This is a genomic window from Collimonas sp. OK607 (assembly GCF_900111995.1).
GTDB lineage: Bacteria > Pseudomonadota > Gammaproteobacteria > Burkholderiales > Burkholderiaceae_D > Collimonas.
Map to the genome: position 1 here is coordinate 1 of NZ_FOKF01000038.1, position 23,830 is coordinate 23,830.

The following is a 23,830-nucleotide window of genomic DNA, read 5'->3' on the forward strand; positions in this document are numbered from 1 at the left end:
AGTGTCATCGAGCATCGACACGCAGGTTAACAGCTGGCCCGAACGTTTACAAGCCCAAAATAAAAATGCCGTCCAGTCTTAACTGAACGGCATTACAGCCACAGCTGTCATTTTTTTGATGAAACCATCAGGTTCGTCGCGCTTATTTAAACCTGATTTAAATTTTATTTAAACAGCAAACGGATCGAATCCCACGCGCGGCCGAAGATGGTGGCCTGGTTCACATCTTCCAGCGCTACTACCGGGAACTCGGCAATGGTCTTGCCGTCGGCGTTCACCTTGACTGTGCCGACCTTGGCGTTTTGCTGGATCGGAGCGATCAGCGGGTCGGTACGTTCCAGCACTGGCTTGATCTTGTCGGCGATGCCCTTAGGCACGGTCACGTAAACATCATGCGTGAAGCCGATCTTGATCTGGTTCTTGGCGCCTTTCCATACTTTCGGTGTATCTACAGCCTGGCCCTTGGAGTACAGTTTGACAGCGTCGAAATTCTGGTAGCCCCAGTTCAGCAGCTTTTGCGCTTCCTGGGTACGGGTGCCATCGGAATTGGTGCCGATCACAACGGCCAGCAAGCGGCGGTCGCCGCCGACATTCGGACGTTTGGCGCTGGCGATGATGGAGTAGCCGGCGCTGCTGGTGTGGCCGGTCTTCATGCCGTCGACGGTCGGGTCCGACCACAACAGGCGGTTGCGGTTAGGCTGGGTGATCTTGTTGTAGGTGTATTTTTTGGTCGAGTCGATTTTGTAGAACTCAGGGAAATCGATGATCACACGGGATGCCAGCGTCGCCAGATCGCGCGCTGTGGAATACGTGTCGGCGCTTGGCAAACCGTGCGGATTGCCGAAATGGGTGTTTTTCATGCCCATGCGCTCGGCTTCGTGGTTCATCAGCGCAACGAAGGAATCCTCTGTGCCTGCCACTGCTTCTGCCAACGCTACCGCGGCGTCGTTACCCGATACCACCATCAAGCCGTACAGCAAATCATTGATCGATACCGGCGTTGCCGGATCGATAAACATTTTGGAGCTGCTCGGATCGACCTTCCAGGCGCGCACTGACACGTTAACCATCTGGTCGAGGGTAATTTTCTTATCCTTGAGCGCTTCGAAAACCACATACGCGGTCATGATCTTGGCCAGCGACGCCGGTTCGACGCGCATGTCGGGATCTTGCGATGCGATCACCTGGTTGCTGGTGGCATCGAGCAGCAGCCACGTTTTGGCGGCCACTGTCGGCGACGGCAATGTCTGGGCAAAGGCTACGGATATGGAGAAGACAGTTGCAGCGAGCGCCGCGAATATTTTTTTCATGGAGTATCTAGTAATGAAATCAGTGGCAATAAACCTGCATCTTGCGAACAACGAATGTAGACAATGAGCAATTTTATGTGCGAAGTGGATTGAAAAAATGCGTAAACGGAGGCGGCTAGCGGGTTAGTTACAGTCCACCAGCAAATCACCGCATACAACCATACCGACCGAATTATAGCGCCACCGCCGTCCCAACCGGCTTATGAATGCTGCAAACATGCTTGCAGCGGGTTCAAATCGCGGCCGTTCAGCGATGCCACATTTCGACCATGAGATTCTTGATATGTTGCAGTCGGCGATGAAAAAAATGGTCGGCGCCAGGAATCACGATCACCGGGATGTCTTGCGGGCGCGCCCATTCGAACACGGCGGTAAGCGGAATCGTATCGTCCAGTTCGCCATGAATCAGGATACTGTTGGCCGGCACGGTCGGCATTGGCCACTTGCCGGCGGCAGTGCCCACCAGCACCAGCCGTTCGGCGGCTGCGCCAGCTCCGGCATTGGCCTCGATCAGGCGCTGCTGCAATTGCGCTTGCACGAAAGTGCCGAATGAAAAGCCGCCGAGGGCTAGCGGCAGATCGGGATATTGCTGGCGCATGTGAGTGAGCAGCAAGGCCATGTCGTCGGTCTCGCCGCGACCCTCGTCGTGTACGCCGTCGGATTTGCCGACACCGCGGAAATTCATGCGCACCGTGACATAGCCCAGCGCCAGGAAACCGCGCGCCAGCGTATGCACCACCTTGTTGTCCATGGTGCCGCCGAACAGCGGATGAGGATGGGCGACCAGCGCCAGTCCGCGCGGCACGGCAAAGGTTTCGGGATCAGGCAGGTCGAGTGCACATTCGAGTTGGCCGACAGCGCCGGCGATGAAGAAGGGGAGCGTTTGGGCGTTCATTGAATCGATTCGGGGAATAAAGGCTGAAGATACTTTGCTTGGATTTTGCTTAAACTGATCAGATTTTCAGGCGTTCGACAATCTTCCCGCCGACTATATGGACGTCGATGATTTCGTCGATATCTTCATTGTCGACGTAGGTGTACCAGACACCTTCCGGATAAATCACCATTGCCGGTCCTTGTTCGCAGCGCTCAAGGCAGCCGGCTTTATTGATCCGCACCTTGCCTTCGCCGGCCAGGCCCAGTTGCTTGATGCGGCGCTTGGCATGTTCCTGTGCGGCCTGGGCGCCGCTGTTAGCGCAACAAACCCGTTCGCCCGGTGCGCGCTGGTTCAGGCAAAAAAATACATGGTGTTCGTAAAACGGTTTATCGCTCATTGCAATATTCTGGAATAGGTTGGTCAGGGGTGCTTATGGGTTGTTTTGTGCGGTTTTGCGTTGGAGATAAGCAGGAATCATACACCGCCGGCGTTTTTCGGTTCCGGCGGACGGGCTAACGGGAATCGCGCGGGGGCAGCTGGCGACGCCGCTTATGCATCGGATGAAACAAGAACCACAGCGTGCAGAACGGCCATAACAAGGCCAGGAACTGGGCAACGCCGTTGAAATTCAGGAATTTTCCCTGTGTCCAGGTTTGCACCGTTTCGGTGTAATACGGATTGTCGGGCATGATATTGACCAGCAATAAAGCCATGATCAGGGTCAGCCCGGCCAGCCGGCGTTGCGCCAGTTGCGGCGCGTAGGCCAGGCCGCTCAGCATGAGTGCGCCGATCAGCAAGCCGCCGAACGAACCCGGGGTCAGCCAGACGAAGGTATTGTCCGGCGCGAACAACAGCGCTGTCGCCAGTGCCTTGGTCATCAGCGTGACAAACACCAGCAGCAAGGTCAGCGGCAGCTTCGGCGCTTGCTTGCGCAGCAGGATCATGAAGGTCAAGGCGGCGCCGGTCAGGCCGCAGGCCGTGATGATGGTTTCGGTCAGCCAGTATTGGGCGGCGCTGAATTGCACGTCATTGGTAAACCATGCCTGCAGATCGACCGGTTCTTCCAACAGGTCGGAGAGCCAGGTGGATAACATGGAGGTGAACTGGCCAAAGCCGAACAGATGGCTGAGCGGATAAATTTGCGCCAGAGGCCATAGCGCAACAACTACCATGCCCTGGCTGGCTTCACGGTTGAACCAGTGCTCGCGCAGTTGTAATAAACGGTTGTCAGGCCCGAAGCGTGGCCGCAGGATGGCGCCCAGCACCGCGCCGAGCAAGGCGCCGGCGCTATTGGTCATCAGATCCAGGTTGGAGGCGACACGCGTCGGCAAGAAAGTCTGTACCGCTTCCATGGTGCCGGAGATCAGGATCCCCGCCAACGTCGCCAGCAGCACCGCCCAATACGGCGACCAGCGACGCCAGCGTGGCAACGACAGCACCATCAGCATGCCCAGCGGCAGATAGCCGGCGACATTGGTCCATACATCGAACACGGTCCAGTAGTGCGGCAATGGCGCGTCCAGATAGGCGAAGGCTGTCAGGCCGAGATCGCGCCAGCCGGCAAACGGATACCAGCTGGCGTAGACGATCAGCAGCAGGTAAATCAGCAGGCTGACACGAGCAAACGATGATGCGGTAGAGGCATTTGTTGAGGTTGCTTGTTGGGTCATTGTTGGTTCATTGTTTTTTCGGAGCTACTGTTGCCAGCCAGCTCATCAGATCGTCAATCACGCCATCGTTCGCGGCGACAAAAGCGCTGGCGGCGCCGGCAGCGTCGGCGCTGGGTGTCGCCATCTGGCGGCTAAAACTCTTTTGCGCCAGCAGTACCCGGCCATTGAACAGCGATGCGCGTATCTGCAGTGTCGCCAGGCTGTGTGAAGGCGTATCGAAGGTTTGCGTGTAGTCGTCCAGGTCGATCCGCAGCACCGGAATATTAAGCGCCGCATCCGACATTGCCAACACCGTGCCGCCGGCCTGGGCCACGCGCGTTTTCAGGCGCTGCTGAAACAGTTGCGCCGGCGGCATGGTCCAGCGGCTGTTGGCGTAGGGACGCGGTTGCTGCTGGTTGGCGTAGGCCAGGCGGAAGTACATCATGTTGTTGTCCAGCCAGGCCGGCGCATTGACATCGGCCAGGCTGATGGCCGGCAATGCTGTGGCTGCGGTGCTCGTGCTTGTTGCAGTGGCCGGCAACAGGCCCAGGTCGAATTGGGTCGGCGCGTCGACCTTGCTGGCGCAGCCGGCGACCAGGGCAATCGCAACTAAAGTCGACAGGGTTTTCAGGATAGCGGTCATGGTCATGGCGGGCCTTTAATGGTTTTATTTTCCTGGAGCGACAAAACCCGCTTCCCCGGGGCCGGGAGGCAGGGCCTTACTGCCAAACAAAATGCTTTGCGGCTGCTGGTTGAAATGGTCCAGCGTCTGGTTCAGCGTGCGCATCGACGAGCGCGCTTCCGTGGTCAGGGTATTGAAACGCGGCAGCGTATCGTATTCGACGCCGTTGGCGACCGAGCTGATGTTTTGCACTGCACCGCCCAGATTGGCGATAGCGCCGTTGGGCCCTTGCAGGCTGGCGGTCAGGGTATTCAGGTTCTTGCTGAGCACGGTCATGTTGTTGGAGAGTGCCGTAATGGATGCCAGCGCCTGGTTCATTTGCGTGGTCAGTTCCGGCAGCTGGCGCAAGGTCGGCTGCAACTGCTGCGGAATGCCGCGGTATTCAACGGCGGTCTGGCTGACATCGCTGAATGCTTTCAGCATGGTTTTCTGATTATCGGGATCCAGCAAGCTATTCAGTTTGTCGACCATGTCGTTGGCGCGCGACAAGATTACCGCACCTTTAGTCTGCAGGTTGTCGAACAGGCTCGGGCGCAATTCTATGCGCGCCAGATGTTGCGGGCTGCTGGTGAGTTTGAGCGGCTTGCTGCCATCGTCGTCCAGCTGGATATAAGCAATTCCAGTCACTCCCTGATAACCCAGGGTGGCAAAGGTGGATTGGGTCATGGGCGTGTCCGGATTGATCTTGATCTTGATCAGGATCTGACCCGGCGATTTAGGATCGAAGGTGATCGCATCGACCTTGCCGGCATCCAGGCCGCGATAGCGGACATCGGCTTGCGGATTCAGTCCCGGTACCGACAACTTGGTGGCGATCTCGTAAGGCACCCGTTCCACGCGGTCGCTGTTGAACCACATGACGCCGAACAGCGCCGCGATCAGCAAGACCACGGTGAACAGTCCGGCAATCAGGGCATGCGCTTTATTTTCCATAAGACTTCCTATTTACGCTTTCTGCATCTTGTTTGCATATCATCCGCAAGTGTCGTGTTCGAAACGGTTAGCGGCGAGAAAAAATGTTTCGATAAACGGATGGCGTACTTTCATGACGCGCTCCGGCGTGTCGTAGGCGATCACGTGTTTGTCTGCCAGTACTGCAATTTTGGTGGACAAAGCCAATAATGGTTCCAGATCGTGGGTGATCATCACCACGGTCAGCCGCATGTCCTTGTGCAGCGACCGGATCAGCTCGATAAAGGCGGCCGACGATGCCGGATCGAGCCCGGCCGTGGGTTCATCGAGAAACAGCAATTCCGGCTCCAGCGCCAGCGCCCGTGCCAGCGCCACCCGCTTGATCATGCCGCCGGAGAGGTCGGACGGCATTTTCAGCGCGTGTTCAGGGCCGATCCCGGCCATCTGCAGCTTGAGCAGCGCCGCGTCCTTGATCAGTTGATCCGGCAAGGCGCGCAGCTCGCGCATCGGCAACGCCACGTTGTCCAGCACCGTCAATGCCGAAAACAAGGCGCCTTGCTGAAACAGCATGCCCCAGCGATTTTGCAGCGTATACATTTGATCGACGTCGGCCTGGCTGACATCGATGCCGAACACGGTCACCTTACCTTTGGTCGGCCGGTTCAGCCCCAATATCTGCCGCACCAGTGTGGTCTTGCCGGAACCGGAGCCGCCCACAAGGCCGACGATTTCGCCGGCGTCGATGCGCAGATCAAGATCCTCGTGAATCACGGTCTGGCCGAACTGGGTCCAGAGCTTGTCGATTTCGATGACGGGTGTCTGCTCGGCCATCAGAATCCCACGCCGCTGAAAATAATCGCAAACACAGCGTCGGCGACGATGACGATGGTGATCGCGGTCACCACTGAAGTGGTGGTGCCATGTCCGAGGCTTTCGGTGTTCGGTTCGATGCGCAGGCCGAAATAGCAGGCCACCATCGCAATCAAGCCGCCGAACACTGCACCTTTGCCGAGGCCGATCAGATAATTGGGTAACGGTACCGCATTCGGCAACTGCTGCAGGAAATAGGTGGGCGACAACCCTAGTTGCAATTGCGCGGCTACCATCCCGCCCAGGAGTGCAATCGCATCGGTCCAGATCACCAGCAAAGGCATTGCCACCAGCAATGCCAGCACCCGCGGCAAAACCAGCCTGAAGCCATGCGGCAAGCCCATCACCAGCATCGCATCGAGCTCTTCGGTAACGCGCATCACGCCCAGTTGCGCGGTGATTGCCGAGCCGGAACGGCCGGCCACCAGGATCGCTGCCAGCAACGGCCCCAGTTCGCGGATGATACTCATGCCGAGAATGTTCACCAGGTAGATATCGCCGCCGAAGGTATGCAATTGTTGTGCCGACAAAAACGACAGCACCACGCCGATCAGGAAGCCGACCAGCGCAGTAATTCCCAATGCCTGGTAGCCGACATGATAGATATTGGCGGAAATCTCTTTCCATGGCGCCCGTTGGGGTACTTGCATCATGCGCAGGAAATCCAGCACCAGTTGTCCCAGCAGGGTGATAAAGCCGGTCACGTGATTCAGCGCTTCCCTGCCCATGTCGTAGATTGCATTGAACATGCGGCGCCGCGGTGGCTTGGGCGGCAATGCCAACGTACCGGCGCTGGCCAGGCGCTGGAAGAAATCGCGGTGTTGCGGCGCTACGGTCAATTGTTCCGGACGCGTTTTACCCCAGGCGTTCCACAATAATTGCGCGCCGATATGATCCAGCGTGCCGATATCCGACAGATCCCAGCGCAGCGGATCAGTTTGCCTGGAGAGTGCTCTCAATTTGGCTTGCAGCGTCTTGATCACCCCCGGTTGCGTCAAGGCATGCACTTGCCAGTCGCCGCGTGCGGCAACCAGGCTGCCATCTTTGATATCGAGAGCGGGGGTGGTGGAGTCTGGGTTCGGCATCGCATCAGTTTAAGGGAGAATTGCCATTAGCACTATTGTAGTAATGATAAAACCAGTCTAGTGGGCAATCGGATAAGTGAATTGACGTCTCACGGTAGCGTCTCGCGGTAACGTTTCCCGGAGAAATATGCCATAGGGATTGCCCGCACGTTGTTTTTTATTGTGTTTTTGCGTGTAATCCCACGGGTGGCGCGCCGCATTTCTCTATAACTCCCGCTACAATGCGCGGCATGACTGCACAATCTATTGCACCAACTTCGCTTACCAGCCATATGTCCGCCGCTCGCATCGCTGCATTTGCCGGCCATCACGCCGAGCAATGCCGGATCGAAGTAGTGGCCGAAACCGGTTCTACCAACGCTGATCTGCTGGCGCGTATCGCCGGCGGCGTGGATTCCCGTACGTTGAACGCGCCGACCTTGCTGGTGGCGCTGACGCAAACTGCTGGCCGCGGCCGCGCCGGCCGTGCCTGGCTGACGGCGCCGTCGGCGGCGTTGACCTTTTCGCTGGCCTGGCCGTTTGCCGCACCGTTGCAGGCATTGGTCGGTTTGCCGCTGGCGGTGGGCGTGACGATTGCCGAGATCCTGGCCGACTTCGGGGTTGAAGTGCAATTGAAATGGCCGAACGACGTATTGCACAAGGGCCGTAAGCTGGCCGGCATCCTGATTGAAACCGCCACTGCGCCTGATCAGCAATTGTGGGCCGTAATCGGCATCGGCATCAATCTCGCCATGCCGGAACAGTTGCAAGAACAAATCGGCCGTCCTACCGCCAATCTGCCGGTGACGGCAGCGCAGGATCGGGCGCTGTTGCTTGGCGCATTATTGAGCGGACTGGCGCAAAACATGCGCCAATTCGAAAGCGAGGGCCTGGCGGCTTTTGTCGAACGCTGGAATCGGCTGCATGCATTTGCCGGTCAGCAGGTGCTGATCCTGGACCAAGGCAAGACATTGCACGAGGGCCGGGCGCTGGGCATTGACCAGATCGGCCGCTTGTTGTTGCAAACGGACGCTGGCAACAGCCCGATAGCCATCATGGCCGGCGATATTTCATTACGCCCGAAGGAAGACTGAGCCATGGCCATGTTGTTGATCGATGTCGGCAATACCCGTATCAAATGGGCGCTTGCAGCGCTGCCCGAGATGGGCAGCGGCGGCTTGCCCGGCGAGTGGCTGGAAAGCGGCTCGGCGACGCATAGCGAGCTGGTGACGCTGAGTGCGCGCTGGCGCAAGCTGACAGCGAAGGTGACGCGCATTCTGGTTTCCAATGTGGCTGGCGAGCGTACGCATGAGCGTTTGCAGACGTTGCTGGAAACAGTTTTTGGCAGCAGCATGCAGCTTCACTGGTTTGCCTCGTTGCCGCAACTGGCGGGTCTGCGCAATGCCTATCGCGATCCTGCACAATTGGGATGCGACCGGTTTGCTGCGGCGCTGGGGGCGCAACGGCTATTTCCGCAGCAAGCCTTGATTGTAGCCACCTGCGGTACCGCCACCACGATTGATGCGGTCAGCGCCGACGGCGTATTTACCGGCGGCATGATCTTGCCGGGCCTGGGTTTGATGGCGACCTCGCTGGCGCGCAGTACCGCGCAATTGCCGCACATTACCGATCACGTGCATGTAAATACCTTGTTTGCCGATAATACCGATGACGCTATCATCAGCGGCTGCATCAATGCACAGGTTGGCGCCATCGAACGGGCATTTGCCTTGCACAGCCAGCAATCGCCGGGCAAACGCATAGGTTGTATCGTGGCCGGGGGCTCGGCGGCTTTAGTTGCGCCGTACCTGTCCATAGCGCATGAAACAGTTGATAATCTGGTATTGATCGGTCTGCAAACCGCTGCAGCAACACTATAAAAACATCATGTTGAAAATCATTTTCTGGCTGCTGTTATTGGCGAATGCGACGTTGTTCGCCATGCAAAAAGGCTATCTCGGCGCGCTCTACAGCGATGGCCGGGAGCCGACTCGTATCAGCAAGCAGTTGCAGGCGGATAAAATCAAAATGACGGTGGCAGAGGCCGCTCAGGCCGCATCGGCTGCGGTTGCCAGTACGGCGCCGGCAGCGCCAGCTGCGGCGGCGGACCCGGCACCGGTGGTGGCTTGCACCGAAATCGGCAATTTCGCTGCGGCGGAAGCACGGCGTTTTTCGAGCAAGCTGGCGGAGCGCGCGCCGAACGTCAAATTTGTCCGTCGCGAAACGCAGGAAGTGGCCAGCCACATGGTGTACCTGCCGTCGCTGGGCAGCAAGGACGCGGCCGATAAAAAGGCTGACGAAATACGCCGGCTCGGGATCAGCGATTTCTTCGTAATACAGGATTCCGGCGCGCTGCGCTATGGCATTTCACTGGGCATTTTCAGAACCGATGAAGCTGCGCAAAAGCAAGTCGCCAGCCTGGCCAAGCGTGGCCTGGGCGGCGCCAAGATCAGTACGCGCACGGTGAGCTCCAGTAAAGTGGCATTCCAGCTGCGTGATCTGGGTGGCGACGCCAAGATTGCGTTCGACAAGATCAAGCTGGATTTTCCTGGCCAGGAAGTACGCAGCTGCGCTGGTCCTTAGCGATCGGGTGCTCGCCAACTGTTTGTTGTTGCAGCACCAGGCGTTCCAGGCAGTCCGGGCAATAGCATTCCGTGGCTGCCGGCCCGGCGTTGGCCAGCGGCGGCAGCAGGCTGCACCAGCAAGGCTGATCCGCATGCTGGCCGGCGCCACACGAAAACTGTTGCTGGCAGGCGGGGCATTGCGCCATTCTGCTTATCCTTTGTAAGTCGGTGCGTGTTGTGCAGGGGAAAACGGGCTTCATAATAGCCATCAAACGTACATTGACGTATCTATGCAACATCGCTACGCAACATCAGGAGATTATTGGCGCGCTTGCCGCACCTAAGCAAGCGCATTTCCATGTAAAATCGCGCTGATCCTTCTCGCAGCGATTTTTAACTCCCCCCGAGTTGCAGTCTTTGCACTTTTTTACTTTCTTCTGACAAGCTCAGAACCTCTCTTGTAGGACTGTTCATGGCCGATTTGACCAACGATCTAGCCAACGTTGCCCCAGGAATCAAAGCTGAAATTCTGGCCGAGGCGTTACCGTACATCCGTCAATTCCACGGTAAAACCATTGTCGTCAAATACGGCGGCAATGCAATGACCGAAGAGCGCCTGAAGCACGGCTTCGCGCGCGACGTGATTTTGTTGAAACTGGTCGGCATGAACCCGGTGGTGGTGCATGGCGGCGGCCCGCAAATCGACAATGCCCTGAAGAAAATCGGCAAGCAAGGCACCTTCGTGCAAGGCATGCGGATTACCGACGAAGAAACCATGGAAGTAGTGGAGTGGGTGCTGGGCGGCGAAGTGCAGCAGGATATCGTGATGCTGATCAACCACTACGGTGGCCAGGCTGTCGGCCTGACCGGCAAGGATGGCGGCCTGATCCGTGCGCGCAAATACCGCATGCCGGACCGTGAGCATCCGGGTGAATTCCTCGATATCGGCTTTGTCGGCGAAATCGAAGCCATCAATCCGGCGGTGGTCAAAGCGTTGCAGGACGATGCGTTCATTCCTATCATTTCGCCTATCGGCTTTGGCGCCGACGGCCAGGCTTACAACATCAATGCCGACGTCGTGGCAGGCAAGATCGCAGAAATCCTGCACGCTGAAAAGCTGATCATGATGACCAATATTGCTGGCGTGCAAGATAAGCAAGGCAATCTGGTGACTGACTTGTCGGCACGCGAAATCGATGAAATGTTCAAGGACGGCACCATCTCCGGCGGCATGCTGCCTAAGATTTCATCGGCACTGGATGCGGCCAAGTCGGGTGTCAATACGGTGCACATCATTGATGGCCGTATCGAGCATTCGTTGCTGCTGGAAGTGTTGACCGAACAGGCGTTCGGCACCATGATCCGCTCGCACTGATTTTCCGGGAAAGCCAGGATCAGTAAAGCGCAAGACTTCGGTCTTGCGTTTTTTTTTGTGCTAGGCCGCCGGCACCAGCAACGCCAGGTGTTCCGGCTCCAGATAGCACCATTCCCCAAGTTCCAGCTCCAGCGCGTCCAGCGTCAGGCCACCAATAGCGGTGCGGCGCAACGCCGTGCAATGATTGCCGGCCGCAACCAGCATGCGCTTGACCTGATGGTACTTCCCCTGTTCCAGCACGATCTCGATTTCGTGCGTGCCGAGCATGCGGCAACTGATAGCAGCAAGGGTTTGCGGCTCATCGTGCAATTTCACGCCGGCCAGCAAACTTTGCACCAGTTCCTCGGTCACAGGATCATGCGTGGTGGCAACGTACAACTTCGGCACGTGTCGTTTGGGTGAAGACTGGGCATGGATGAAGCTGCCGTCGTCCGACATCAGCAGCAAACCGGTGGTGTCGTGGTCGAGCCGTCCTACCGGCTGCACGTCACGCCAGCTGAATTGTTCCGGCAAGATGCTTAATACCCCCGGGTGATGGCTGGGTTTGCGGGAGCACTCGATATCGGCCGGTTTGTTGAGCACGATATAGACATGTTCGCGGTAAATCCATTCTTCATCGAACAGGGTGAACACCAGGCCGTCGGTGTCGGGCATAGATTTATAGTCGGTAACAGCGACGCCGTCGATGACGACTTCGCCATCTTCAATTAACTCGCGGCAATATTTTCGGCTGCCGAAGCCCTGCGATTGCAGGATTCGGTCTAAGGTCAGTTTAGGCATGGCGGGAATGTAGCAGAATGGTGTCGGGACGGGAAGAGGGCTGCGCTTTGCGGATGTTCGCTGATAATGATTAATGACGCGCGAAAAGCAGCCCGGATTCGTTATATTCCTTACCGTTGACTAAGGGGTAACAAACTCAGCCATCCCGATCGGGAGTTATTCTGCCACTGTCTGGTGCCGGAAACATTCGATGCAGTGGTCATTGACCATGCCGATCGCCTGCATATAAGCGTAAATGATGGTGGAGCCGACAAATTTGAAGCCGCGTTTGCCCAAATCCTTGGAAATGCGGTCGGACAAAGGCGTTTTGGCAGGATTGCCGCCTAGTAATGTCCATTGATTCTGGATCGGCTCGCCATCGACGTAGGCCCATAAGAAAGCATCAAGACCGCCGACTTCGGTACGCAGGCGCAGATAAGCCTGGGCGTTGCTGATCGTGGCGGCAATCTTCAGGCGATTGCGGACGATGCCGGCGTCGGCCAGCAGGGACGCCACTTTGACCTCGTCATAGCGGGCGATTTTTTTCGCGTCCCAGCCGTCGAAGGCGCGGCGGTAGTTGTCGCGCTTGTTGAGGATGGTTTCCCAGCTCAGGCCGGCTTGCGCACCTTCCAGGTTCAGCATTTCGAACAGTTGCACCTCATCGTGGCAGGGTTTGCCCCATTCCTCGTCGTGGTAGGCCAGGTAACGGGGATTGGCGGGATTGGCCCAGGCGCAACGGGTAACGATGGTGGTCATGGTCAGGCGCAGGAGGAACTTTGGCGGTTCCTCGAAGTTGAGGTATGTGTATGCTACCGCATCACGTCGACATCGCACGCCAACATCTTGGCGCGATGCTTTCCAGGTCGTTCGCATACTTTTTTTGCATACCCCATGGTCCGGTGCTGTGCCAGAATTGGACTCTCTACTTTTTTAGGAATCCGATCATGCAAGACCCGCTGGTCTATCTCAATGGCAGCATGACGCCGCTGTCCGAAGCGCGCATCCCCGTACTCGACCGCGGCTTCATTTTCGGTGATGGCGTGTATGAGGTGATTCCTATCTACGGCCGTAAATTATTCCGTTCCGAGCATCATCTGGCGCGCCTGTTTCGCAGCCTGGCAAAGATCAGTATTACAAATCCGCATGACAAAGAACAGTGGCTGGCGCTGATCCAAGGTGTGATCGATGCCCATCCGGCGGATGACCAGATGGTCTACATCCACGTCACCCGCGGCGTCGCCAAGCGCGGCCATGCGTTCCCGAAAGAGGCGCTGACGCCGACGGTGTTCATCATGACCAACCCGCTGGTGTTGCCGAGCGCGGCATTGCGCGCTAGCGGCGTGCCTTGCGTGTCGATGGAGGATCAACGCTGGCTGCATTGCGAGATCAAGTCGATTTCCCTGCTGGGGAATGTACTGGCGGCGCAAAATGCTGCCGAGCATGGCGTGGTGGAGGCGATCCAGTTCCGCGATGGCTGGCTGACCGAAGCGTCGTCTTCCAACGTCTGGATCGTCAAAAACGGCAAACTGATGGCGCCGCCTAAGGATAATCTGATCCTGGAAGGGATCCGCTACCGCCTGATCGAGGAATTGTGCGCTGCCGGCGGCATTCCGTTCGAAGCTCGCCGGATTACGCGCGAAGAGGTGTTTGCCGCCGATGAAGTGCTGCTTTCGTCAGCCACCAAGGAAGTGTTGCCGGTGGTTTCGATTGACGGCAAGACTATTGGAAATGGCGAACCCGGCCCCATATACAAGCAGTTATACGAGGCTTATCAGGCGGCCAAGGCAGCTCAGGCAACTTAATCAGCGAGCTGCAGGTATTGCTGTAAGGCGTTGCAGGGCAGAAATCTTATTGTTTTCTGCCCTGTTTCCATTTACATAAGCTGTGCCGGCAAACTCCCGGTCGCCGATAAGCTTTTAGTGCAGGAATCCGTTTCGGGAGTAAACTACTATCCTGCGTCACCATTAAAGAGCAACCATCATGACCGAGCCCACTGAAAACCAGGTTATCCCCCCCGCTGAAAGCCTGATCGAATACCCAAGCGATTTTCCCATCAAGATCATGGGACCTACGCACGACGCATTTGCGCCGACCATGGTTGGCGTGGTGGTGCAGCATGATCCGACTTTTCATATCGACAAGCTGGAAGTGCGGCCATCGTCCAAGGGTAACTATACCGGCCTGACTGCTACTGTTCGTGCGACAAGCCGTGAACAGCTGGATGATTTGTATCGGGCCTTGTCGTCGCACCCGATGGTCAAGATGGTGCTTTAAATCCTCATTGGATCATGATGGCTCGGGTCCTCCGGGCCATTCGCTTTGCGCCTTGAAAGTCCTGATCTCGTCCAGCAGCCAGCGATGGAAAGCCTGCACCTGCGGTTTGCTCAGCGCTTCCCTGGTGCAGGCGAAATAATAGGATAGCGGGCAGAGCGCGACGACATCGAACAAACGCACCAACTCCCCCGAAGCAATTTCCTGTAGTGCAATCGCGTGCCGCGTCAAAGCAATCCCCAATCCATCCGAAGCCGAGCGCAACAGCATCGACGCATCCTCGATCAGCAAGCCGCCAGTCGGTTCCACCAGGTCGATGCCTGCAGCCTCGAACCACGGCATCCACGATGACTCTGTATCCATGCGCAACAGGCTGCACTGCTCCAGCTCCTGCGGCGTTTTCGGCAGGTTTCCGTCACGGTAGTTCGGGCTGGCCACCGGATAGTAATAATCGTCCATCAGTTTTTCCACCACCAGGCCAGGATAGTGGCCCAGCCCGTAGCGCAGGCCGACATCGATCGGTTCACGTTCCAGGTCATTGAGGTGGCTGCTCGATTGCAGCACCACCTCGGTATCGGGATGCAGGTCGATGAATTTCCACAGCCGTGGCGCCAGCCAGCGTGCAGCAAACGAGGGCAGGGCGGAAATGGTCAAGCGCTTCTGCTTGGCATCCATCTTCAAGGCTTCGGCCGCAAATGCGATTTCATTCAAGGATTTACGGATGACGGCGGCAAAGCGCTGCCCTTGCTCGGTGATCGTGATGCGCTTGCCGTGGCGGCTGAACAACATGATGCCCAGCTCCTGCTCCAAGGCCCGGATCTGATGGCTGATCGCACCCGGCGTCACGAAGATTTCTTCGGCGGCGCGCGAAAAGCTGTCATTGCGTGCTGCAGCCTCGAAGGCGCGTAGGGCAGAAAGGTTAGGCAATTTTCGGAGATCGGCCATTTTATATGAGAAAAATTAGCAAGGGAGGAGAAAATTACTCGTTTTGTTACTGCCTGCGGATTGTCTAAAATGGCTCTGTAGAAACAAGGAACGTCTATATCAAGCGGTGTGGAGTGAGATGTAGCGTCCAATATACCAGCAGTTTCAAGGAGTGACATCATGCGAAAATTATTAGCTAACGAGTCTTTAACCATAGATGCCGGTACAGCCACGTCGGTAACCGCCCCGGTAGCGCAAACCCTGCAAATCATGCAAGGCCGGGTGTGGGTAACCGTAACGGGGCACGGCGATGACTACTGGTTGTCTGCCGGGCAATTCCTGAGCGTCGCCGCTGACAGCCATATCGTCATCGAAGCAATCAAAGGCAACAGCGTGGTGCAAATTCAACAGCAATCGACACGTCTGCCGGCCTCGAATGCACGCGCCGGTTTTAGCAAGCCACTGGGCGCAAGGCCTGCAGTTTGCTGATTTTTGCTGATTTGATATCGGATATCACTCACTACCGTGACGCGACTGCAACATCGCTTCGATCCGGATATTGCATGACTGGATGCCGTTAAGCCCTCTTCCGGTCTGACGGCGTCCCCGGTGGCGCACGCCCACGGCCGATTTTCGGTACACTTGCGGTATGTCCAGTGCGCAGCAATTCATTTCCCCAGATCTTCTGCCTAGCCCCCAAATTATTCAGCGCGGCGTAGAACCTTATCAAGTCAGTTTTGACGCGATGCGCGCGTTTACCGACTCCCGTTCCCCCGATACGCCAGACCAGTTGTGGATAGTTGAACATCCGCCAGTGTTTACACTGGGTTTGGGAGCCGATCCGAGCCATGTGCTGGCACCGCACCAGATCCCGGTGATACAGACCGATCGCGGTGGCGAAGTGACTTATCACGGGCCGGGTCAGGTAGTGATTTACCTGCTGCTGGACTTGCGCCGCCGCCGTCCCGCCGCGCGTCTGTTTGTGCGTGAATTCGTGCAGGGTATCGAGCAGGCGGTGATCGACACGCTGGCAGCGTATAATCTGGCTGGTGAACGCAAGGCCGGCGCCCCCGGGATTTATATTGCCGACGGCGTCTGGCAGGGTGCGAAGATCGCCGCGCTTGGCTTGAAAGTAAGAGGCAGCGGCTGCACTTACCACGGTGTGTCGCTCAATGTTGCCATGGATCTGACGCCTTTTTCCTGGATCAATCCATGCGGCTACGAAGGCCTCGCCACAGTCGATATGAAAACACTAGGCGTTGATAGTGCTCTCTCAGAGGTGCAGTTAGCGCTTGCTCACAAATTGATAGACCGTTTTAACTGAGTCCTTTTTCGAGACTCCAGCAAGGAAATGCCTAGACCATGACCACAGAAACCACGCCGTCGCTGCCTGCAGAAGCCACCATCGCCACCGCTAGCTACAATCCGTCCGAAAAGCAAAAAGGCGCCAGCAAGACCTCGCGCATTCCAATCAAGATCATCCCGATTGAAGCTCTGAAAAAGCCGGACTGGATACGCGTCAAGGCAGCTTCGCCATCGTCGCGGTTTTACGAAATCAAAGACATCCTGCGCGCCAATAGCCTGGTCACGGTTTGCGAAGAAGCCAGCTGCCCGAATATCGGCGAGTGTTTCGGCAAGGGCACGGCAACTTTCATGATCATGGGCGACAAATGCACCCGTCGCTGCCCGTTCTGCGATGTCGGCCACGGCCGCCCGGATCCGCTCGACGTCAACGAGCCGGAAAACCTCGCGAAGACCATCGCCGCGCTGAAATTGAATTACGTTGTCATCACCAGCGTCGACCGCGACGATTTGCGTGACGGCGGCGCCGGCCATTTCGCCGATTGCATCCGCCACGTGCGGGCGTTGTCGCCGAATACCCGGATTGAAATCCTGGTGCCGGATTTCCGCGGCCGTATGGATCGCGCGCTGGAAATCCTCAACCTGGCGCCGCCTGATGTGATGAACCACAACCTGGAAACCGCACCGCGCCTGTACAAGGAAGCGCGGCCCGGCTCAGACTACGAATATTCGCTGAACCTGCTGAAGCGCTTCAAGGCGCTGCATCCGAACACGCCGACCAAATCCGGCATCATGGTCGGCCTCGGCGAAACCGATGAAGAAGTACTGCAAGTCATGCGCGACATGCGCGCCCATGACGTCGACATGCTGACCATCGGCCAGTACCTGATGCCAAGCGGGAATCACTTGCCGGTGCGGCGCTATGTGCATCCTGATGTCTTCAAGATGTATGAGGAAGAAGCCTACAAGATGGGTTTTGCGCACGCTGCCGTGGGCGCCATGGTGCGTAGTTCTTACCATGCGGACCAGCAGGCGCATGATGCCGGCATGGTGGTGAACACTCAGTAAGTGACGGGGACATTTCCATGGGATTCAGCGGCAGACAGGTTTTCGTCATACTGAATCCCGATGGCCATAATCAGGCGTGAACCTTGGCAGTCAGATCAATGCCAAGCGCCTTCATTACGGCAAGAGTGGTTTTTAAGGTCGGGTTACCGTTCTCGCTGAAAGAGCGGTAAAGCTGTTCGCGGGAAAGGCCGGTCTGTCCGGCAATTTCCGCCATGCCTTTCGCGCGAGCGACAACTCCTAGCGCATGCGCTATATAACCAGCGTCACCGGTCTCGAATGCTGCGGCCATGAAAGCCGCGATTGCTTCACTAGAAGCTAAATCTTCGGCAGGATCGTAGGTTGTCATTTTTTCTTTAGTCATTTCATTCGCTCTATTCAGCAGCTAGTCGCTTTGCCGTCTTGCTGTCCTTTGCTTGCTTACCCTTATCGCCACTACACAGCAAATGATGATCGTGCCATTTCGTTTGTGGAGATTGTAGTTTATAAATCACTTTTCAACAGTGAAAATTGCCTTTTACTCATGGTTTCATGCGACCATTCATCTCCATGCCAGGTGATAGCGTGTATCAGTGAGCGCAGTGTTTCCACTAAGTAAATTTCGATGTATTCTTAACAGCGTTCGCGCAGGGCGCAGTATCGATTGTCAATCCATTGGAGGTGGTCATGATTCGCATCCGTTTGTTGCCGTTGATTGCAGTCGCTTGCTTCAGCGTTCCAGTTGCCGCAATCGCCCAGCAGCAGGCATTTACCAGTAAAAACGTCAATCTGCGGGCTGGTCCGGCACGTGATTATCCGCTGGTGGCGCAGCTTCGTCCCGGCACTCCGGTATCGGTGGCAGGTTGTATCAACGGTTATACATGGTGCGATATATCGCTGCCGGATGGCAATCGCGGTTGGGTGTATGCGCAAAACCTGAATTATCCCTATCAGGGCAATCCGGTACCTGTGATGACTTACGGCAGCAGCATCGGATTGCCGATTATCGCCTTCACCCTTGGCGCTTATTGGAACCAGAATTATCGCAACCGGCCCTGGTACGGACAGCAGTCGCATTGGGCGCATCGGCCGCACCGGCCGCGTCCTCCGGTAAATGTGCGGCCGCCGCCAAGGCCACATCCGAAACCGCCGGTAGTCAAGCCAGGCAGACCGCATCCGCAGCCGGGCTTCGGCGGCGGAAATCGTCCGCCACACGGCGCCAGGCCGCCAGGCGGGAACCGGCCATCAGGTGGCAGACCTTCGGGTGGTGGCGGTCGGCCGTCGAATGGCGGAATCACACTGCAACCGCGTTGATTTGCCGTGAGGTGTCTGGCGTCAGCCAGGCGCCTCGCTCAGGTTATTTGGCGCGTCGCATCTGCGCAAGCGTGGCGAGCTGTGCAGTCGCTTCCGCTAACTCGGCTTGCGCCAGCGCGTAGTCGATATTCGAAGCCAGATTCTGCAAACGTTCCTCGGCCTGCTGCCTTGCAGCGGTGGCTTTGGCTTCGTCCAGATCCTTGCCGCGGATCGCAGTGTCGGCCAGGATGGTGACGGAGTGCGGCTGGATTTCGGCGTAGCCGCCGGCGACATAAATGAAATCATCTTCGCCTGTCAGGCGTTTGATATGGACTGCGCCTGGCTTCAGGCGAGTCAGCAGTGGAGTGTGGCCGGGCAATATACCCAGCGAGCCGGCGATGCCCGGCAGGGTGACCAATCCTGCGCTCCCGGCGTACAGCTCGCCTTCCGGGCTTACTACAACGACTTGAGTTTCCGACATACGGGTTCCTGTAACTTGACTGCATCATCGGGCGTCTTTCAACACCCCCGTTAAACCAATGATACAAGATCGGCTTGCCGAAAATCAGGAAATTAGCGGAATCCGTATGCCCCGGCGCATGTACTCGCGCATGTAGCAGATTTAGTGCAGCTGTCCGCCGCCTTCGATCACATCCTGTTGCAACGTCATGGCGCTCTGCAGCGCAATCCGTAAACCCTCGATGACCGTATCCAGCGCCAGGCTTGGTTGACCTGGATGGCGCGCAGCCTGTGAAGGAATATACGGGATATGAATGAAGCCGCCGCGGACTTTGGGCGCATGTGTGGCCAGCTGATGCATCAAGCCATAAAACACATGGTTGCAGACAAAAGTGCCGGCAGTTTGCGAAACTTCCGCCGGAACACCGGCAGCGCGCATCGCCTTGACCAGGCCCTTGATAGGCAGCGTCGAAAAATACGCTGCGGGGCCGTCGCTATAAATCGGCTGGTCGACCGGCTGGCGGCCGGCGTTGTCGGCAATCCGCGCATCGTCGACATTGATGGCGACCCTCTCCACCGACAGCTGGCTGCGGCCGCCGGCCTGGCCGACGCAAATGACCAGTACCGGTTTGAGCTCATCGATCAACTGATCCAGCACTTCCAGCGCCGTGCCGAAAACGCAGGGCAATTGACGTGCTGTCACGCTGGCGCCTTCGCACTGCCAGCCATCCAGCGCGCGTACGGCTTCCCATGATGGATTGAGGGGTTCTTGTTCGAACGGCTCAAAGCCGGTAAGTAAAATGCTGCACTGAATTTTCTGAGCCATAGGTCACCTGTCCTGGTTTGCCGTTTCCATCGCCAGCATGGCAAACGTCGCCAGCCAGTGTTCACCGGCATATTCACCGCTGACGACATGCGGCAAGCCGGCCTCGATATGGCGGCGCGCCGCTGCAGTCAACGTAGCGGTGGCCGGGTCGATTTCCGGCAGGCGCCGGGCAATCTTTTTCATGCACCAGGCACGACTTAAATTCAAACCATTCAGATGAGCGATTTTCGGATCGCTATGGTCGCTGACCTCTGCCGGATTCATCAGCCGGTCGATGTCGGCCAGCGCCGGCAAATACTGGGCAAACCAGTCGACGAAGACGTCTGCATCGAGCACGTCCGCCATCAGCAAAGCTTCGGTCAGCGCTGCCGACAGGAACTCGTCGCCGCCCGGCTCGTAGTGCGCCGGGTAATTGCTGTCGCCCATGAAGTAACGGCAGGCGGCAGTGACTACGGCGCTTTCCAGTTCGCTGTCCTGGCGATGGCGGGCGAAATCGAGAATCAGTTTCAGGGCAAACGCACTGTTGTAATGCGTGCCGACTCGAATCGCATAGCTCAGCTTGGCGAAATAGCTGAACACGCGGCTGCGGATTTCAGCCACCAGCGGTTCCATGGCTGCCAGCCAGGTTTTGGCCTTGGGGTGCTGCCAGGTGTCCAGCTCCTGCGCCAGCGCCATGATCCAGGCCCAGCCGTATGGCCGTTCAAAAGAAACCCGCCCCGGCGCCAGGAAATATGCCAGTTCCTGCTGCATGTTGGCAACGGTGAAGTGCTCGTCGAACAGCGCCGCGATTTCATCCTGTTGCGGCAACGTCGGATACAGGCGGGCGCAACGTGCCAGCAGCCAGTAACCATGTACCGCGGAGTGCCAGTCGTAGCAGCCGTAGAACACCGGATGCATGGCGCGCGGCGTTTGCGCATCTTGCGGGCCGTTCAGGGCGTGCATGATGTAGTTCGGATATTCGTGGCGTAGCGAGCGCAAAGGCAAGCGCGCGAAGGCCGCAACCTGGTCAAGAGTTAGGTGCATGGTGTCTCCTTAGCGGAATATCAAGAAATACATCAACAGTATGTTCGCTCCCAACAGTACCAATGCCGTCGGAATCTGGGTTTTGATCACCAGGTATTTATCCTTTAGCTCCAGCAGCGCCGCCGGCACGATGTTGTAGTTGGCTCCCATCGGCGTCATCAATGTACCGCAATATCCGGCAAGCATGCCGATGGTCACCAACGGCGCCGGATCGGCATGGTGGCCGACGACCAGGAAGGGCAAGGCAATGCCGGCAGTCAATACCGGGAAAGCCGCAAACGCGTTACCCATGATCATGGTGAACAATGCCATGCCGACGCAGTAAATCACTACCAGCATGAAGCGGCTGTCCGGATTGACGAACAGGCTGACTACTTCTTGCACCGATTTCCCGGTTTGCGCGGCAACGAACACGCCACCGAGCATCGCCAGCATTTGCGGCAGGACAGCGGCCCAGCCGATGGCGTCGAGCAACCGGCGCGATTCACGCACGGCGTGCAGCGGTGTACCGCCGGTCAGTTTCCAGCCGGCCAGGATCGCGCAGATACAGCCTACGCAAAGCGCCGCCAGCGTCAGCTGTTTCTGGTCGAGCAGATAGACGCCGCCGATCGCCACGCCCTTCAGTAAAACCGTGCACAGTACGGTCACTACCGGAATCAATATCGCCGGCAGGAAGATCCAGTTACCAATCGTGTTGGCCGATGCCTGGCGTTGTTCAGCGCTGCGTTGCTTGTAAGAGCCGATGGACAGCAAGCCGCAACCGGCGATTAGCGAAATCAACACGACCACTACGCCGATGATGCGGTAAGCCATCGGTTTGCCGAGCGAGGAAACCAGCAAATCGCTGAACAGGAATACCGTGCCGAACAAGAACCAGAACAATGCCGTGGTCACGCGTTTCGGATTGCCCTTATCGCGTAAGGTCATGCCAACCAGCAGCATGAGGATGACGCCGATCAGATAGTAGATTTCATTGATGGTGATCAGGGCGCTCATGCTGTTACCTCGTTTCCTTCAGTTTTTTTCCAGGCGGCGACATCGCGCGCGATGCTGGCGTCAAGCCGCACCAGACGGAACATGTGAATGATCAGTGCCGAGATGGCGGTAGGAATGGCCCATAAGCCGAGATGTAGAGGTTCGATACCGAGAATGCCGTTTTCCTTGAGGAAGGCATCCATCAGCAGCACCGCGCCGAAGGCAATGAAAATATCTTCGCCAAAGAACACGGCGATGTTGTCGCAAGCGGCGGAATGCGCGCGCAGCTTGTCGCGGATGTGTAGCGGCAGTTCGCCGTGGCGCGCGGTAGCGGCACCTTCAACCATCGGCGCCAGCAGCGGTCGCACGGTTTGTGCCTGGCCGCCGATATAGGTCAGGCCGAGCGCGCCGAAACCTTGGCGCAAAACAAAGTACAACATCAGGATACGCGCCGAGGTGGCGGCTGCCATGCCCGAAATCCAGTCTTGCGCGCGTTCTTTCAGCCCGTAACTTTCAAGCAGGCCGATCACCGGCAAGATCAACACATAGACGGCCAGCGAACGGCTGTTGATAAACTTCTCGCCAAAGGTTTCCAGCAAGGTGCCGATATCCATGCCAACCGCCAGGCCGGTCGCCAGGCCTGCCACGGTCACCACCAGCAAGGGGTTGAATTTCAAGGCAAAGCCTGCCACCACAATCGGTATGCCGATCAGCGGCAATAATTCTGTTACGGTCATTGCTATCTCCTAATATTGAGGCGTTCGTTGTTGCGTCGCCGGTTCTGTTGACTTCCTGGTGCTGATTTTTTCTGTTTTGTCTTTTAGCCCAGCAGCGGAAACAAGCTGTCTGCACTGGCTATCCGAGGCGCGCGGATGGCGATGCCTTGCTGCGTCAGTTCGTCATGGATGCGATGCGCAAATGCCAGCGCATGCGCACCGTCGCCGTGCAGGCACACTGTATCCGCCGTGACCGGCGCCCAGCTACCGTCTGTCGCTTGGACTTTGCCGTCACGGATCATATGCATGGTTTGTGCCAATGCCTGATCTTCGTCTTCGATCAAGGCGCCTGGCGTGCCACGCTTGACCAGGCTGCCGTCCGCCATGTAGCCGCGGTCGGCAAACACTTCTTCCACTGCCTGCAAACCGGCACGATGGGCGGCGGCGATCAGCTCGCTGCCTGCCAGGCCGAACAAGGCCAGCGCCGGATCGACGTCGCGGATCGCGGCGACGATGGTGTCGGCCAGTGCCGCATCGCGCGCAGCCATGTTGTACAGCGCGCCGTGCGGCTTGACGTGCGCCAGCTGCGCACCGTGGGCGCCGGCAATAGCCGCCAACGCACCGATCTGATACTGCACGCCGCTGTATATCTCGTTGGCCGGAAGCTGCATTTCGGTGCGGCCGAAATTGTCGCGATCGGGAAAACTCGGATGGGCGCCGATGGCGACTTCTTGCGCTACCGCCCAGGTTACGCATTGCTGCATCATCAAGGCGCTGCCGGCGTGCCAGCCGCAAGCGATGTTGGCCGAGCTGACCAGCGCCAGCAATGCTTCGTCGCTACCGTTGCTTTGTTCGCCGAGGTCGGCGTTAAGGTCGACCTGATGGTGTCGTTTTCCGTGTCGTTGATCTTGTCGTTTCGCTTTCGTGGGCATGGT

29 protein-coding genes are annotated in these 23,830 nt (G+C 57.5%); 10 read left to right on the forward strand and 19 right to left on the reverse strand.

Features of this window, described 5'->3' with window-relative positions; all coding sequences use genetic code 11:
- Positions 1-164: 164 nt before the first annotated feature.
- From BM029_RS20465 to BM029_RS20500, 8 genes are all read right to left on the reverse strand, one after another.
- Entirely contained in the window at positions 165-1,310 is a 1,146-nt protein-coding gene (locus BM029_RS20465; RefSeq protein WP_092439218.1) for a D-alanyl-D-alanine carboxypeptidase family protein, read from the reverse strand.
- Positions 1,311-1,557: 247 nt separating this feature from the next.
- Positions 1,558-2,205 (reverse strand): alpha/beta hydrolase, encoded by a 648-nt coding sequence (locus tag BM029_RS20470; RefSeq protein ID WP_092439220.1) that lies wholly within the window; start codon positions 2,203-2,205, stop codon positions 1,558-1,560.
- A 58-nt stretch (positions 2,206-2,263) separates the two neighbouring features.
- Positions 2,264-2,584, reverse strand: coding sequence for a (2Fe-2S) ferredoxin domain-containing protein (locus tag BM029_RS20475; RefSeq protein ID WP_092439222.1), 321 nt, complete (start codon positions 2,582-2,584; stop codon positions 2,264-2,266).
- Positions 2,585-2,699: 115 nt separating this feature from the next.
- On the reverse strand, positions 2,700-3,857 hold the full coding sequence (locus BM029_RS20480; protein ID WP_092439224.1) for a VanZ family protein: 1,158 nt from the start codon (positions 3,855-3,857) through the stop codon (positions 2,700-2,702).
- A gap of 7 nt (positions 3,858-3,864) precedes the next feature.
- On the reverse strand, positions 3,865-4,485 hold the full coding sequence (locus BM029_RS20485; protein WP_244545148.1) for an ABC-type transport auxiliary lipoprotein family protein: 621 nt from the start codon (positions 4,483-4,485) through the stop codon (positions 3,865-3,867).
- Positions 4,486-4,503: 18 nt separating this feature from the next.
- On the reverse strand, positions 4,504-5,451 hold the full coding sequence (locus tag BM029_RS20490) for an MlaD family protein (protein WP_092439226.1): 948 nt from the start codon (positions 5,449-5,451) through the stop codon (positions 4,504-4,506).
- Between the two features lie 39 nt (positions 5,452-5,490).
- Positions 5,491-6,261, reverse strand: coding sequence for an ABC transporter ATP-binding protein (locus tag BM029_RS20495; RefSeq protein WP_092439228.1), 771 nt, complete (start codon positions 6,259-6,261; stop codon positions 5,491-5,493).
- Entirely contained in the window at positions 6,261-7,385 is a 1,125-nt protein-coding gene (locus tag BM029_RS20500; RefSeq protein ID WP_092439230.1) for an MlaE family ABC transporter permease, read from the reverse strand. Before BM029_RS20500 ends, BM029_RS20495 begins: the two co-directional genes overlap by 1 nt.
- 230 nt (positions 7,386-7,615) lie before the next feature.
- On the opposite strand from BM029_RS20500, the gene BM029_RS20505 reads away from it, so the two are divergent.
- Genes BM029_RS20505 through BM029_RS20515 form a run of 3 tightly spaced genes read left to right on the forward strand, consistent with a single transcriptional unit; the run spans position 7,616 to position 9,947 of the window.
- Entirely contained in the window at positions 7,616-8,458 is an 843-nt protein-coding gene (locus tag BM029_RS20505; protein WP_092439291.1) for a biotin--[acetyl-CoA-carboxylase] ligase, read from the forward strand.
- Between the two features lie 3 nt (positions 8,459-8,461).
- Positions 8,462-9,244, forward strand: a complete 783-nt coding sequence (locus BM029_RS20510) for a type III pantothenate kinase (RefSeq protein WP_092439232.1) — start codon at positions 8,462-8,464, stop codon at positions 9,242-9,244.
- Positions 9,245-9,251: 7 nt separating this feature from the next.
- Entirely contained in the window at positions 9,252-9,947 is a 696-nt protein-coding gene (locus tag BM029_RS20515) for an SPOR domain-containing protein (protein ID WP_170851159.1), read from the forward strand.
- On the opposite strand, the gene BM029_RS20520 is transcribed toward BM029_RS20515, so the two are convergent.
- Positions 9,898-10,134 (reverse strand): cysteine-rich CWC family protein, encoded by a 237-nt coding sequence (locus BM029_RS20520; RefSeq protein WP_092439235.1) that lies wholly within the window; start codon positions 10,132-10,134, stop codon positions 9,898-9,900. The genes BM029_RS20515 and BM029_RS20520 overlap by 50 nt on opposite strands.
- Before the next feature lie 266 nt (positions 10,135-10,400).
- Here BM029_RS20520 and argB point away from each other — a divergent pair, with 266 nt between their 5' ends.
- Positions 10,401-11,303 (forward strand): acetylglutamate kinase, encoded by a 903-nt coding sequence (argB, locus tag BM029_RS20525; protein ID WP_038493964.1) that lies wholly within the window; start codon positions 10,401-10,403, stop codon positions 11,301-11,303.
- A 60-nt stretch (positions 11,304-11,363) separates the two neighbouring features.
- On the opposite strand, the gene BM029_RS20530 is transcribed toward argB, so the two are convergent.
- Positions 11,364-12,083, reverse strand: coding sequence for a pseudouridine synthase (locus tag BM029_RS20530; protein ID WP_092439237.1), 720 nt, complete (start codon positions 12,081-12,083; stop codon positions 11,364-11,366).
- A gap of 156 nt (positions 12,084-12,239) precedes the next feature.
- Positions 12,240-12,818: a DNA-3-methyladenine glycosylase I gene (locus tag BM029_RS20535; protein ID WP_092439293.1), complete on the reverse strand. Its 579-nt coding sequence runs from the start codon at positions 12,816-12,818 to the stop codon at positions 12,240-12,242.
- Between the two features lie 188 nt (positions 12,819-13,006).
- Between BM029_RS20535 and BM029_RS20540 the strand changes: the two genes are divergently transcribed.
- Together BM029_RS20540 and BM029_RS20545 are read left to right on the forward strand one after the other, a co-directional pair.
- Entirely contained in the window at positions 13,007-13,864 is an 858-nt protein-coding gene (locus BM029_RS20540; protein ID WP_092439239.1) for a D-amino acid aminotransferase, read from the forward strand.
- A gap of 178 nt (positions 13,865-14,042) precedes the next feature.
- Positions 14,043-14,336 carry a DUF493 family protein gene (locus BM029_RS20545; RefSeq protein WP_092413991.1) on the forward strand — a complete coding sequence of 98 codons (294 nt, stop codon included), beginning with the start codon at positions 14,043-14,045 and terminating at the stop codon, positions 14,334-14,336.
- 12 nt (positions 14,337-14,348) lie between these two features.
- On the opposite strand, the gene gcvA is transcribed toward BM029_RS20545, so the two are convergent.
- Positions 14,349-15,278, reverse strand: coding sequence for a transcriptional regulator GcvA (gcvA, locus tag BM029_RS20550; RefSeq protein WP_092439241.1), 930 nt, complete (start codon positions 15,276-15,278; stop codon positions 14,349-14,351).
- Between the two features lie 159 nt (positions 15,279-15,437).
- Here gcvA and BM029_RS20555 point away from each other — a divergent pair, with 159 nt between their 5' ends.
- From BM029_RS20555 to lipA, 3 genes are all read left to right on the forward strand, one after another.
- On the forward strand, positions 15,438-15,746 hold the full coding sequence (locus BM029_RS20555) for a DUF2917 domain-containing protein (protein ID WP_092439243.1): 309 nt from the start codon (positions 15,438-15,440) through the stop codon (positions 15,744-15,746).
- Between the two features lie 160 nt (positions 15,747-15,906).
- Positions 15,907-16,581, forward strand: coding sequence for a lipoyl(octanoyl) transferase LipB (lipB, locus tag BM029_RS20560; RefSeq protein WP_092439245.1), 675 nt, complete (start codon positions 15,907-15,909; stop codon positions 16,579-16,581).
- 38 nt (positions 16,582-16,619) lie between these two features.
- Entirely contained in the window at positions 16,620-17,627 is a 1,008-nt protein-coding gene (lipA, locus tag BM029_RS20565) for a lipoyl synthase (RefSeq protein ID WP_092439247.1), read from the forward strand.
- Between the two features lie 70 nt (positions 17,628-17,697).
- Here lipA and BM029_RS20570 read toward each other — a convergent pair whose 3' ends face one another.
- A complete protein-coding gene (locus BM029_RS20570) occupies positions 17,698-17,988 on the reverse strand; it encodes an addiction module antidote protein (protein WP_092439249.1) in 291 nt (96 codons plus the stop codon).
- Between the two features lie 302 nt (positions 17,989-18,290).
- On the opposite strand from BM029_RS20570, the gene BM029_RS20575 reads away from it, so the two are divergent.
- On the forward strand, positions 18,291-18,917 hold the full coding sequence (locus tag BM029_RS20575; RefSeq protein ID WP_092439251.1) for an SH3 domain-containing protein: 627 nt from the start codon (positions 18,291-18,293) through the stop codon (positions 18,915-18,917).
- A 43-nt stretch (positions 18,918-18,960) separates the two neighbouring features.
- Here the strand turns inward: BM029_RS20575 and BM029_RS20580 are convergent, their stop codons facing one another.
- From BM029_RS20580 to pxpA, 6 genes are all read right to left on the reverse strand, one after another.
- Positions 18,961-19,377: a F0F1 ATP synthase subunit epsilon gene (locus BM029_RS20580; protein WP_092439253.1), complete on the reverse strand. Its 417-nt coding sequence runs from the start codon at positions 19,375-19,377 to the stop codon at positions 18,961-18,963.
- A gap of 141 nt (positions 19,378-19,518) precedes the next feature.
- Positions 19,519-20,181 carry a pyroglutamyl-peptidase I gene (gene pcp, locus BM029_RS20585; protein ID WP_092439255.1) on the reverse strand — a complete coding sequence of 221 codons (663 nt, stop codon included), beginning with the start codon at positions 20,179-20,181 and terminating at the stop codon, positions 19,519-19,521.
- Positions 20,182-20,184: 3 nt separating this feature from the next.
- A complete protein-coding gene (locus BM029_RS20590; RefSeq protein ID WP_092439257.1) occupies positions 20,185-21,204 on the reverse strand; it encodes a DUF2891 domain-containing protein in 1,020 nt (339 codons plus the stop codon).
- A 9-nt stretch (positions 21,205-21,213) separates the two neighbouring features.
- The gene (locus tag BM029_RS20595) at positions 21,214-22,200 is read right to left on the reverse strand and encodes a DUF979 domain-containing protein (RefSeq protein WP_092439259.1); all 987 of its coding nucleotides are present in this window, start codon (positions 22,198-22,200) and stop codon (positions 21,214-21,216) included.
- A complete protein-coding gene (locus tag BM029_RS20600) occupies positions 22,197-22,916 on the reverse strand; it encodes a DUF969 domain-containing protein (RefSeq protein ID WP_092439260.1) in 720 nt (239 codons plus the stop codon). The genes BM029_RS20595 and BM029_RS20600 overlap by 4 nt, the downstream gene beginning before the upstream one ends.
- 83 nt (positions 22,917-22,999) lie before the next feature.
- The gene (gene pxpA / locus BM029_RS20605) at positions 23,000-23,827 is read right to left on the reverse strand and encodes a 5-oxoprolinase subunit PxpA (protein WP_092439262.1); all 828 of its coding nucleotides are present in this window, start codon (positions 23,825-23,827) and stop codon (positions 23,000-23,002) included.
- Between the last annotated feature and the right edge of the window lie 3 nt (positions 23,828-23,830).